Raw genomic sequence first — 13437 nt, 5'->3', positions numbered from 1 at the left:
CCACCCCAAATAATCTACTGTAAATTATCAATTGGAGTCAAGAATGGCTAAAATAGAACAACGCTTTGATTACGTCAAGATCGGGTTAGCTTCACCCGAAAGAATTCGACAGTGGGGAGAGAGGACTTTACCCAACGGTCAGATAACTGGAGAGGTGACAAAACCAGAAACAATTAATTATCGCACGTTAAAACCTGAAATGGATGGCTTGTTTTGCGAGCGCATTTTTGGGCCTGCAAAAGATTGGGAATGTCATTGTGGGAAGTACAAACGAGTTCGCCATAGAGGCATTGTTTGCGAAAGATGCGGTGTAGAAGTCACTGAATCTCGCGTCCGCCGTCACCGGATGGGATTTATCAAATTAGCGGCTCCCGTAGCTCACGTTTGGTATCTCAAAGGCATCCCGAGTTACATGGCAATTCTGTTAGATATGCCGCTGCGAGATGTCGAACAAATCGTGTATTTCAATGCCTACGTTGTCCTCAATGCAGGTAATGCAGAAAAGCTGCAATACAAGCAATTGCTCACCGAAGATGCTTGGCTGGAAATAGAAGACGAACTTTACAGCGAAGATTCCACGCTGACGGGCGTAGAAGTAGGCATAGGTGCTGAAGCTTTGCAAGTTTTGCTGCAAAATATTCCGCTAGAAAGTGAAGCGGAAAAGTTGCGGGAAGATATTGCTAATGCTAAGGGTCAAAAACGGGCAAAGTTAATTAAACGCTTGCGGGTTATTGACAACTTCATCGCTACGGGTTCTCAACCCGATTGGATGGTTCTCAACGTGATTCCCGTGATTCCCCCCGACTTGCGGCCAATGGTGCAGTTAGACGGCGGCCGTTTTGCAACCAGTGACCTCAACGACCTCTATCGGAGAGTCATCAACCGCAATAACCGCTTAGCTAGACTGCAAGAAATTCTGGCGCCGGAGATTATCATCCGTAACGAAAAGCGGATGCTGCAAGAAGCAGTGGATGCGCTGATTGACAACGGTCGCCGGGGCCGGACAGTGGTGGGGGCAAATAATCGGCCGCTGAAGTCGCTGTCGGACATCATTGAAGGGAAACAAGGTCGCTTCCGGCAAAACTTGCTGGGTAAACGGGTTGACTACTCCGGGCGTTCCGTGATTGTGGTGGGGCCGAAGCTGAAGATTCATCAGTGCGGATTGCCGAGGGAAATGGCGATCGAACTTTTCCAGCCCTTCGTCATCCACCGCCTAATCCGCCAAGGATTAGTCAACAACATCAAAGCAGCCAAAAAACTGATTCAGCGCAACGATCCTAGTGTTTGGGACGTGCTTCAGGAAGTGATTGAAGGACACCCAGTAATGCTAAACCGGGCCCCCACCCTGCACCGTTTGGGGATTCAAGCCTTTGAGCCGATTTTGGTAGACGGGAGAGCAATTCAGCTTCACCCGCTGGTTTGTCCGGCCTTTAACGCCGACTTTGACGGCGACCAAATGGCCGTACACGTGCCATTGTCTCTGGAATCTCAGGCCGAAGCGCGGTTGCTCATGCTGGCTTCTAACAACATTATGTCGCCGGCTACTGGGAGACCGATCGTTACTCCTTCTCAAGATATGGTGCTCGGTTGCTATTACTTGACAGCCGAAAATCCTGACGCTCAAAAAGGAGCCGGTCACTATTTCTCCAACCTCACCGACGCAGTTGTAGCTTACGAGCAAGGAGTTGTTGACTTGCACTCTTATGTGTGGGTGAGGTTTCAAGGCGCTATCGAAAACACAGAACCGGAAGGAGAACCGCTGAAAGTAGAACGATCGACTGACGGCATAGTGACGAAGGAATATAAGTTCCGCCGGGTTCGGGAAGATGGGGAGGGTAAGGTGATTAATCAGTTTATTCGCACTACTCCGGGCAGGATTATTTATCACCAAACTATTGAGTCGGTGATAAATAATTAGGAAGTAATGGGTAAGGGGTGGTGGGTAATGACTGATAAGTAATCGCTAATAAATAATGGTGATTGAAGTTAGAAAAGTTACCCATTACTACTTACTAATTACTAATAAATACGGTTGGGTTAAGAAGGGGTGGGTGAAATGTTGGGTGGGTGAAATGTTGGGGTTAGTTCCACGGGCCCAACCTACTTACTACTACTTACTACTGCCCTCTGCCTCGCAGCAAGAGAGCCTCCTGCGTCAATACTCCAATTACCAATTACTACTACTACTCAGAAAAATGACAGAAAATAAGGAAATTGTTTTTCGCAATCGAGTTGTTGACAAAGGTCAGCTCAAAAAATTAATTTCTTGGTCTTTTATGCACTACGGAACGGCCCGTACAGCGCAAATGGCCGATAAACTCAAAGACCTGGGTTTCCGGTTTGCGACACGAGCGGGAGTTTCGATTAGCGTAGACGACCTACAAGTGCCCCCATCAAAACGATCGCTCCTAGACGCAGCCGAAGAAGAAATCCGCATCACCGAACAAAAATACACCAGAGGCGAAATCACCGAAGTCGAACGCTTCCAAAAAGTAATCGACACCTGGAACAGCACCTCAGAAGACCTCAAAGACGAAGTAGTCAAAAACTTCCGAGCCACAGACCCCCTGAACTCCGTCTACATGATGGCCTTCTCCGGAGCACGGGGAAACATCTCCCAAGTCCGACAGCTAGTCGGAATGCGCGGATTAATGGCAGACCCCCAAGGAGAAATCATCGACCTACCAATCAAAACCAACTTCCGCGAAGGACTCACCGTCACCGAATACATCATCTCCTCCTACGGAGCACGCAAAGGCTTAGTCGATACAGCACTGCGGACAGCAGACTCAGGCTACCTCACTCGCCGCTTAGTCGATGTATCCCAAGACGTAATCGTCCGGGAAGTAGACTGCGGCACCCAGCGAGGAATTCGAGTCCGACCCATGACCGATGGAGCAACAGTGCTCATACCCCTCAAAGACAGGCTGCTAGGGCGCGTCTTGGCCAGAGATGTCCTGCACCCCAAAACAAGAGAAATTGTCACTTATGGCAGCGAGAAAGCAGTCCGAAATCAGCCAATCACCGATGAATTAGCAGGAGAAATTGGTAACTCTGGAGTAGGCGAAGTGTACCTACGATCGCCCCTGACCTGCGAATCTACCCGATCCGTATGTCAGCACTGCTATGGCTGGAGTCTCGCCCACCTGAAAATGGTAGACATGGGAGAAGCCATCGGGATTATTGCCGCCCAATCCATCGGCGAACCCGGAACCCAACTCACCATGCGTACCTTCCACACCGGCGGCGTATTCACCGGAGAAGTCGCCAAACAAGAACGCGCCCCCTTCCCTGGCGTAGTCAAATTCAAAAACCTGCGTACCCGCTCCTTCCGCACCAGACACGGCGAAGAAGCACTCGTCGCCGAAAACAACGGCAAACTTGTATTTGAAGGCGACGGATTTGAAGAAGGGAAAACCAGCGCCAAAAATCAAAAACTCAAAATCGAACTAGCCATCGTCCAAGGCTCCACCCTCATGGTCAAAGACGGACAGCGCGCCATACCCGGTCAAGTATTAGCAGAAGTGCCCATCGTCGGACGCGCAGCCCGCAAAACCACCGAAAAAGTCACCACAGACGTAGCCTCCGACCTAGCCGGAGAAGCCAAATTTGCCGACCTAGTACCAGAAGAAAAAACCGATCGCCAAGGCAACACCACCCGCACCGCCAGCAAAGGCGGACTCATTTGGATACTCTCAGGAGAAGTCTACAACCTGCCCCCCGGCGCCGAACCAGCAGTGAAAAACGGCGATCGCATCCCCGCCGAAAGCGTCATAGCCGAAACCAAACTCATCTCCGAACACGGCGGCGTAGTCCGCATCGCCGACCCCAGAGAAATCGAAATAATCACCGCCCAAGTCCTCCTCGACCAAGCAGTCGTCCGCGCCGAAAGCGCAGGCGGCCGCGACCACTACACCATCGAAACATCCTCCAAACAGCGGTTTTCCCTCAAAACAGCCCCAGGAAGCAAAGTCATCAACGGAGAAGTCGTCGCCGAACTGCTCGACGACAGCTACCGCACCGCCACAGGAGGCATCGTCAAATATGGCGGAGTCGAAGTCCACAAGCGCGGCAAAGCCAAACTTGGCTACGAAGTCGTCAAAGGCGGCACCCTGCTCTGGATACCAGAAGAGTGCCACGAAGTCAACAAAGACATCTCCCTCCTCCTAGTCGAAGACGGCCAATACGTCGAAGCCGGCACAGAAGTCGTCAAAGACATCTTCTGCCAAACCAGCGGAGCAGTAGAAATCACCCAGAAAAACGACATCCTCCGGGAAATAGTCATCAAACCAGGCACCCTCCATGTAGTAGACCGCCCCCCCCTAACATTAGGCGAAGGTCAAATCGTCAACGCCGGTCAAGAAATTTTCCCAGGCTTGATTGCCGAAGAATTGGGCTATGCCGAATATATCGAAACCCCCGAAGGCCCCGCCTTATTGCTGCGGCCCGTCGTCGAATTTCCCGTACCCGACAAGCCACCCGTACCCTCACAGACCGCCCTCAACGAGTCCATCTCCTTGAAAGCAGTGCAGCGACTTCCTTACAAAGATGGAGAGCGCGTCAAATCAGTCGAAGGATTGGAACTACTGCGGACTCAGCTTATCTTGGAAATTGGCTCCGGAGCTCCGCAACTGGCCGCAGATATCGAGCTATTGCCAGACGAAGAAGATGCTACAGCTTTTGGCGCCGATGGTTCTGGGCCCGCTTGGGGTTCCGCCGAAGATGTGTCGCAGGAGTTGGCGGTAGCCGTGGATGATGGGAGCGATCGAACCTCCAAGACTTTCCGCTTGCAGCTAGTAATTTTGGAATCCCTCGTAATTCGGCGGGATGTCTCTGCTGACCCGACTCAAGGCAGCACTCACACGCGGCTGTTGGTCGAAGATGGACAGTCGATCGCCCCCGGTGCCGTAGTCGCCCGCACCGAAATTCTCTGCAAAGAAGCCGGTATCGTTCGGGGCATCCGTGAAGGCCACGGCGAACCAGTGCGCCGACTCTTGGTGATGCGAGATGCCGACTCTATTTCCATTTCTGTAGCCGGCACCCCCGATGTCAGTCCGGGTCAACTGCTCGTCGCTGGTACCGAAATAGCTCCCGGAGTTGTTCTCGAAGAATCCGGCCAAGTTGTGAAAGTTGTACCCGCATCCGAGACAGAACCCGCCAAACTCTTGCTCAGGGTAGCTCGTCCTTACCGGGTTTCTGCCGGTGCAGTCCTGCACGTAGACGACGGCGACCTAGTGCAGCGGGGCGACAACCTAGTGATTCTCGTGTTTGAGCGCGCAAAGACTGGGGATATCATTCAGGGTTTGCCCCGCATTGAGGAACTTCTGGAAGGACGGAAGCCCAAGGAAGCCTGTATTTTAGCCAAGCGGCCCGGCACAGCTCGTGTAGTTACAGATGACGATGTTGTGGAACTGGCGGTGATTGAGGATGACGGCCGGATTGAGGAGTATCCTTTGTTGCCCGGTCAAAACCCGATCGTTTCTGACGGACAGCGCGTAGGCGTCGCCGAAGCCTTGACCGATGGGCCTGCTAACCCTCACGAGATTCTGGAGGTGTTCTTCCACGTGCTCAAGGAGCGGCAGTCTACTTTTGAGGCGGCTTTGGAGAGTTTCCAACAGGTGCAGACCTTTTTGGTGAACGAAGTGCAGTCGGTTTATCAGTCTCAGGGCGTCGATATTTCCGACAAGCACATCGAGGTAATCGTCCGGCAGATGACCAACAAAGTCAGGATGGAGGATGGCGGCGATACTACTATGCTGCCGGGCGAGTTGGTAGAGTTGCGGCAGGTAGAGCAGGTGAATGAGGCGATGTCAATTACTGGTGGGGCGCCGGCGGATTATACTCCCGTGTTGCTGGGGATTACTAAGGCTTCGCTGAATACTGATAGCTTTATTTCCGCTGCTTCGTTCCAGGAGACTACGCGGGTGTTGACTGAGGCTGCGATCGAAGGTAAGTCTGACTGGCTGCGAGGCCTCAAGGAAAATGTGATTATTGGCCGCCTGATTCCTGCCGGTACTGGGTTCAATGCCTATGAGGATGCTGGGGTTCAGGATGCGGGTTTTGATGGTGCCGTATTTGATGACGACATCCACGATTTACAGGAGGATGTTGTACTTGACGATCGCACTGCCCGTCGTGCTTATACGATCGAAAGCGGCTATGAAATTGGCCGCGGGGCCGATCTTGAGCCCGATGAGGATTTTGAGGAAGTTGAGGTTGATGAGGACGATTTTGTCGCTGAGACTGAGGATGATGCCTTGGGGCCTGATGTTGACGATGAGGATGATATTGGTTTTGATTTTGATGAGGATGAAGACTAATCATAGTTTTGAGGTTGCATGAAGTGAGTGAATGGTGTTGCGATCGCTGAGGATAATTTCGTTCCTCGTCGCAACGCACACTCCTATTTCACTCGTCATAAAAATCTCAAATTTGTCCTCAGAAATTACAAGTCCGAACTCATAGCTTTGTGCGATCGGACATCGAAAGGAAGAAGGAAGAAGGAAGATTCAGAGTTCAAGAAAACTTTGTAAATAAGAGAGTTTTAATTGTTTGTTGGTTCAAACAAACAATTCTTTCTTCCTTCTTCCTTTTTCCTTCTTCCTTCTGCATATATGGTTCACTCAATCAGGCAGCAAAGCCTTGATTTGATTAACAAACTCTTGATGGTCTACCACAGGTTTAGAGATGTAACCGTCGGCACCGCTTTGATCCAGAAATGTTTCTTTATCACCGGCCATCGCGTGAGCAGTCACCAAAATAATCGGCAGCGAGGCCGTTTGCGGGTCAGCTTTGAGCAGTTGAGTAATCTTAATGCCGTCAACAGATTTGCCCTGGTACACGCTGCGCGAAAGAGACACATCCATTAAAATCAAATCAGCTTCGCCGTTGGCAGCAATCTGCATCACCTCTTCAACATTTTCCGTGTGCTTTACGGCTAAGCCCCCCCGCTTAGTCAGAATTTTGGAAAAAACCCGAGCATTAACCAAATCGTCCTCTACAATCAGAACGGTTTTCATAAATAAATATGGGAAGTATAGAAACTTTGTGACTTTAGTCCAAAGAGGAACACGGCACAGGGACTACATCCCCGTCAAAAATGCAGAGTTTTTAGCGCCATCAGCCGGGAACCCTGCAAAACCCGTATGTATATCCTTGAGCCACTAGCTGTGAGAGGGTTTACAGATGCTTAGAAGCATCCAGTACCATCATTTAGACTACTACACACAGACAGTTTAGTTCTTTTTTATAACTAGACCTGGAACTGGTGAGAGTCTCAAGATTCTCAGGTAGCAGGTTTCTAGTACAATCCAGGACGGATGGACGACGCCTCGAAACCGGGTTTTTGATCGTTTCGGCGGGCTATAACGAACTCTTGCTATGAAAAAACCCGGTTTCTGACTACCCGTGCGTCCTGGACTATAGTATCCTCTCTTTCGGTCAAGCCTTCGGCTTCTACCATTTTAGATTTTAGATTTTAGATTTTAGATTTTAGATTTTAGATTTTAGATTTTAGATGGGAACTGATTGACTGGATATCCGTTTGGAACACGGGCCTACAGTTGCACTATTTTTTGAACTGGTATTAGATTCGGGAATGTGTGATAATTATTTTCCTTCTTCCTCATTAGAATCAAGCCATGTTTATTCACATACTCCCGTCGCCACAGCATTCGGAGTAGCGAATCGAGCGGGGATTGTTGGAGATTCCTAATACTCAGTTTTAACCCCTCAAAACGGCTGAAAATATCGACGCTTGCGTTCATCAAGGGGATGTCAGACTAGGAGATATCGCCAGGAGAGCTTTTGACTGATGAATTCATCAATATCGGCATTTTTGACACTCTCAGCGAGTCAGGGCCACGCTCTATGGTTGAATAAGCCCAAAACTTGGACTTCCCTCATCAGAAAAAATGGGTAGAAACCCCGTGCTAGAAGCACGGCTTTATATTTTTGATTTACTACCGCCTTGGGATTGGTTAACGGGAGTGTACTTTTGTATTGCACTTTCAACGGGACAATTACCGCTTCCAATCTTCCAATCCTGTACGCATAGTATTTTGCACTGGTTGTGCCTCCCATGAATGGGGTAATGTTAGCTTCGACAATGTTTCGAGAGCTTGTTAGACCTGCAACACTGTTGAGCGTGACCTTAGAACTGTTTAATTGCTTCGGACAGAGCAGGGGACTAGCTACACATCCACAGGGTGTCGTGACTCTCAAAACGTAGGCAATTAAGCCTTAGTCTGGTCAGTACGGCTTGCCAGATTTCTCTTGCAAGCCCCGTGTCTTTAGACCGGGGTTACTGACAGTCCAGTCGCCTCTACACGATCAGAACAAGTACCAGTACCAGAGGTATTCCAATTCCGCTTACTTTTCTTTTTTAATACTTTCGGAGTCCATCACGCTTGCCAAAATACGGTAAGCTCGATCGTCTACCATTGCTGCTCGATCCAAGCTACGACTATACCGAGACGAGATCAATCTGGGGTTTCTCCTGAATATAATATTTCTTCGTGTAGATGGTTATTCCTAATTGCAATTAAATTCTATCATGGATTGACGGGGACTCAAGTCCCTCGTGATGCTTTCCTAGGAAGAGCTACAGCCTCACTACGTTCTGAGTTTCTGGCATTCCGTGTTCTCCTGTGAATCAACCTTCTCACGGCAGAAGGTAAATAGACAGGTAGACACAAATGAAGGCAACATAGAGGTTAGGGTAAGAGTGGAGAGTAAGAGGCCAGTGTGGCCCGTCTTCGGGACTCTGATTCTGCTTTCACAAGTTAAGTTTATTTTTATTCTTCAACTGGGCGGTTGGGTCGAACTTTCGGTTCGCCTGCTGCAAAGGCTTTTAAATCGAGACAGGGAACCTCGGCATTATTGACAGAGGCTGTTTTCACTCAGGAATTAACGGACACAAGGACTCATGGCTAAACAACTCAACCTACTTTCCGGGCAAGTAATTTCTACGCCTCTGCACGCCGAGATGCAGCAATCGTACCTCGAATATGCCATGAGTGTGATCGTCGGGCGAGCTTTGCCTGATGTCCGCGACGGTTTAAAACCAGTTCACCGTCGAATTTTATATGCGATGCACGAACTCGGTCTGACGCCAGACCGACCTTACCGTAAGTGCGCCAGGGTAGTTGGAGATGTTTTGGGAAAATATCACCCCCACGGCGACCAATCGGTTTACGACGCTCTGGTACGCATGGTTCAGGAGTTTTCGAGCCGCTATCCTTTACTGGCGGGTCACGGCAATTTCGGTTCGGTGGACAATGATCCGGCGGCTGCTATGCGCTATACGGAAACGAGGCTAGCACCGATCGCCCACGAAGCTATGCTAACCCAAGTCGGCGATGCAACTGTTGATTTTACTGCTAACTTTGACAGTTCCCAGCAGGAACCGACGGCGCTGCCTGCTCAGTTGCCGTTTCTGTTACTCAACGGCTGTACGGGCATTGCTGTGGGGATGGCAACTAATATCCCGCCGCACAATTTGGGGGAGGTGGTAGACGGTTTAATTGCTTTGATTGAAAACCCGGAACTATCCGACGAGAAGTTGATAGAACTGATTCCAGGTCCTGATTTTCCAACCGGAGGGGAAATCGTCGCTACAGAGGGCATTGTTGACGCCTACACTAAGGGTCGAGGCAGCATTGCGGTCAGGGGTGTGGCCGGGGTGGAAGAAGTGCCAGGTAATCGCAAGGTGCGTACTAAAACGGCGATCGTGGTGACGGAGTTTCCGTTTCAGGTAAATAAGGCGGCTTGGATTGAAAAGGTGGCGGAGTTGGTCAATGCTGGCCGCCTCGACGGTATTTCTGATTTGCGTGACGAGAGCGATCGCGAAGGCATTCGAGTGGTGATTGAACTCAAGCGGGAATTTACCCCTGAAGCGGTTCTGGCTCGTCTTTACCAACAAACTGACCTGCAAACAAATTTTGGCGCGATTTTGCTGGCAATTGTCAACGGTCAACCGCGACAGTTGACGCTGAGACAATTGTTGCAAGAATTTCTCGATTTCCGGGAAGTGACTCTTACCCGCCGCTACAATTACGAGTTGCAAGCTGCAGAACGCCGCTGTCATATTGTCCAAGGCTTAATGTTGGCTTTGACAAATCTCGATACCGCGATCGACATTCTCAGAAATTCTCCTGACGGCTCTACTGCTAAGCAAACTTTCCAAGTTCGCCTCAATTTGAGCGAAAGTCAAGCTGATGCGATTTTGGCGATGCCTATGCGTAGGCTGACTGGTTTGGAAAGGCAAAATTTGCAGTCTGAGTTTGATGAGTTGATGGCTAATATTCAAGAATTGCAGCGGTTGTTGAGCGACAGACGCGAACTTTTGAAGGCTTTAAAGAAGGAATTTCGATCGCTCAAACGCAAGTACGCTGACCCCCGCCGCACTAAATTCGCCAATGGAACTGCACGCGCAGCAAACGCCGAATCACAATTTGCGGGCAAGAAAAATTCTGGGGTGAAGCAGTTGTCGCCGGCAACGATTCAGCCTAACTTATTGCCCGTTCTAGAGGCAGAGGAAACTATTGTTGAATTTTCGCACAAGCAGTACGTGCGACGCTTGCCGCCTGGGGAAAAACCACGCTCGAAAAGTCGCGAAAAATCGGTTTCAGCTTTAGAAAAAAATGAAGATTTTATTGTGACGGCAGATCTGACGAAAACCGATCGCACTTTGGTCGTCTTAACTCCTAACGGCAAAGCTTACCCGCTGAAAGTGGCAGATATTCCTAGTAGTAGCGCCAAAGACCGGGGAACGCCGATCGTTAGTTTGTTGTCGCCGAGTGCTACCAAAGAAAGTGCCGGTCGCGCTTTGTCGGAAATCACAGTCGCACACTTTATTTTGCCGGAAAATTCGGAAGCGGCAGATTTAGTAACTCTGACTCAGCAAGGGAAAATTAAGCGCTTGCCGATGCAGGAATTTGCTGATTTGACTAATCGCGGCGTTACTGTTGTTAAACTCAAGGAGGACGATCGGCTGCGCTGTGCGAGTCTGGGTAAAGTCGGCGAGCAAGTGGCGATCGCAACTTCAGGAGGCCGAGTCCTTCGGTTTGAGATCGATGATGAACAACTGCCGCCAATGGGCCGCGCGGCCCAGGGATCTCAAGTAACCAGGTTGCGGAAGCAGGAAGAGTTGGTGGGTTGCATCACTCTCGACGCGAACGACAGTCTGGTACTATTTTCCGAGTTGGGTTGGGCAAAACGAATGCCTGCAGGTTCTGTCAGACTTACTAACAGGGGCGAAATTGGCACTCAAGCTTTTCGTTTCTCAGAGCCTAAAGATGCTTTAGTTGGCTTGCTGCAGGCTGTTCCGGGTACGGATGTCAAACTTTTTACTAATTCTGGCCGCCTGCTGCGATCGACTATTGATGCTATAGCTTTTTGGGGGAAAGATGCTGCGGGCGATCGAGTTTTTGACCTCAATCCAGGTGAAAAAATTATCAAAGTTATCAGCAGTCAATAGTCATTAGTCATTGGTCATTATTCGCTGTGCCTCGATTGAGACTTGGCCTTGTTGCCTTCGAGCGTCTACGTCCAATTCTATTCCCCATTCAGCCTTGTTCCCAGGCTCTGCCTGGGAATACATACCCGGAGGCTCTGCCTCCAATTCCCCAATCTAAAATCTAAAATCTAAAATCTAAAATTGTTTAATGGCGCAAGTTGTATTAGAAAATATCTACAAAAGTTTTCCGCTCCGCCAAGGAGAACAGGAAAAAGAAGCAAACACCGTCGCAGAAAGTGTCTCGCCTATAGCCGATCGCCCTGCGTCTAACAGCGTTTTGCGGCGCATTAACCTGACGGTCGAAGACGGGGAATTCATGGTGCTGGTGGGGCCTTCTGGCTGCGGAAAAAGCACTTTGCTGCGCTCGATCGCCGGTTTGGAAGTTTTAACGGCCGGCAATATTTGGGTGGGCGATCGGCTCCTTAACGATTTGCCTCCTAAAGACCGAGATATCGCTATGGTATTTCAAAATTATGCTCTCTATCCTCACTTAACAGTTTACGATAATCTCGCCTTTGGATTGCGCCGCTCGGAAAGGGAGAAGGAAGAAGGAAGTTCGGCAACGGATTCTGTAACGGATGTAACGGATGTAACTGATAGAAGGAAAAAGGAACAAGGAACAAGGGAAAAGGGAGCAGCTAGAAGGAAGCAGCTAGAAGGGAGCAGAGAGAAGGGAGAAGAGACAGAAAAAGAAAAAGGAAGCAGGGAGAAGGCAGAAAAAATCAGGAATCAGGTAAAAGAGCTTATTAATTATTTAGCTTCTAATACTTTAAACAACGAGCGAATATATGCTTTATGGGAGGATTTTTTGGTAGGAGCGACTCGCAAGTTGCCTCCGGGTTTGCGCTACTTGTCGGAACGGGAAAAGGCTGTAGGAAAAAGAGTGCGGGAGGTAGCTGAATTATTGCAAATAGAATCTCTTTTAAATCGCTTGCCGAAACAACTTTCGGGAGGGCAAAAGCAGCGGGTAGCTTTGGGTAGGGCGATGGCTAGAAATCCTGAAGTTTTTTTGATGGACGAACCGTTATCGAATCTGGATGCGAAATTGAGGGCCCAAACGAGATCGCAAATTGTGCAGTTGCAGCGACAGTTGGGAACTACAACTATTTATGTAACTCACGACCAAACTGAGGCGATGACTATGGGCGATCGGATTGCTATTATGAAGGTCGGCCAGATTCAGCAAGTAGCTCAACCTCTAGAGCTTTACAATAAGCCGGCTAATCTGTTTGTTGCTGAGTTTATTGGTTCTCCGCCGATGAATTTCTTGTTGGTGGAATTTAGTGCCCCCTTGTTGATTTCTCACCCGCAATTTCGCTTTACTTTACCCGATATTTGGGCAAAAAGTCTACAACAATATGACGGGCGAGGGCTAATTTTGGGCATTCGGCCGGAACATCTGAGCATTAACCCTCCGGCTACCAAAAATATTTCGGTACAAGTGGAAATTGTAGAGGCTTTGGGACACGAAACTTATTTGGGAGTTTGTTTGACGGATGCTCCGGCCGTGCGGATGCAAGTGCGGGTTCCTCCGGAGCGATCGATCCGAGTTGGCGAGGAGCTTTGGTTGGCCATCGCCCATGACAAGATTCACTTGTTCGACCCTGATACCGAGTTGGCTATTTTTCCTCGTTAGGCAAAATCATCAAGGTCGATCGACCGTTGTGACCGATATCACTAATCACAAGCTTGCATTTTTTTCAAGGAATGTTATATTTATTTACATAAGCCTTACACAAGTTAACGAAAGGAGTTCGCACTATGCAAGAACAAAAACGCAACGCTTGGAACTGGGGCTTCAGCGAAGGAGCCGAAAATTGGAACGGTCGTTTCGCTATGATTGGCTTTTCTGCCGCTGTCATCATCGAATTGGTTTCCGGTCAAGGTCTGCTTCACTTTTGGGGCGTGATGTAATTTTC

Annotated in this window: 7 protein-coding genes; 6 read left to right on the top strand and 1 reads right to left on the bottom strand. The window is 49.4% G+C overall.

What is annotated here, in order from left to right:
- Positions 1–43 precede the first annotated feature (43 nt).
- The 3 genes from QUB12_RS02495 to QUB12_RS02485 all read left to right on the top strand — a co-directional run bounded on the left by QUB12_RS02495 (position 44) and on the right by QUB12_RS02485 (position 6533).
- On the top strand, positions 44–1918 hold the full coding sequence (locus QUB12_RS02495; RefSeq protein ID WP_333142354.1) for a DNA-directed RNA polymerase subunit gamma: 1875 nt from the start codon (positions 44–46) through the stop codon (positions 1916–1918).
- Between the two features lie 277 nt (positions 1919–2195).
- Complete coding sequence (locus QUB12_RS02490) at positions 2196–6320, top strand: DNA-directed RNA polymerase subunit beta'' (protein ID WP_333305298.1); 4125 nt, start codon at positions 2196–2198, stop codon at positions 6318–6320.
- A gap of 27 nt (positions 6321–6347) precedes the next feature.
- Positions 6348–6533, top strand: coding sequence for a hypothetical protein (locus tag QUB12_RS02485; RefSeq protein ID WP_333305296.1), 186 nt, complete (start codon positions 6348–6350; stop codon positions 6531–6533).
- A 90-nt stretch (positions 6534–6623) separates the two neighbouring features.
- Here QUB12_RS02485 and QUB12_RS02480 read toward each other — a convergent pair whose 3' ends face one another.
- Positions 6624–7019: a response regulator gene (locus QUB12_RS02480; RefSeq protein ID WP_006632892.1), complete on the bottom strand. Its 396-nt coding sequence runs from the start codon at positions 7017–7019 to the stop codon at positions 6624–6626.
- A gap of 1907 nt (positions 7020–8926) precedes the next feature.
- Between QUB12_RS02480 and QUB12_RS02475 the strand changes: the two genes are divergently transcribed.
- From QUB12_RS02475 to QUB12_RS02465, 3 genes are all read left to right on the top strand, one after another.
- Complete coding sequence (locus QUB12_RS02475; RefSeq protein ID WP_333142351.1) at positions 8927–11479, top strand: DNA topoisomerase (ATP-hydrolyzing); 2553 nt, start codon at positions 8927–8929, stop codon at positions 11477–11479.
- A 187-nt stretch (positions 11480–11666) separates the two neighbouring features.
- Complete coding sequence (locus QUB12_RS02470; protein WP_333305294.1) at positions 11667–13154, top strand: ATP-binding cassette domain-containing protein; 1488 nt, start codon at positions 11667–11669, stop codon at positions 13152–13154.
- 125 nt (positions 13155–13279) lie between these two features.
- On the top strand, positions 13280–13432 hold the full coding sequence (locus QUB12_RS02465) for a chlorophyll A-B binding protein (RefSeq protein WP_190735352.1): 153 nt from the start codon (positions 13280–13282) through the stop codon (positions 13430–13432).
- Positions 13433–13437: the final 5 nt, after the last annotated feature.

It is taken from the genome of Microcoleus sp. B7-D4 (assembly GCF_036705125.1).
Taxonomy (GTDB): Bacteria; Cyanobacteriota; Cyanobacteriia; order Cyanobacteriales; family Microcoleaceae; genus Microcoleus.
Note: the sequence above shows the minus strand (reverse complement) of the source record. Positions and strands in the feature narration are given on the sequence as shown.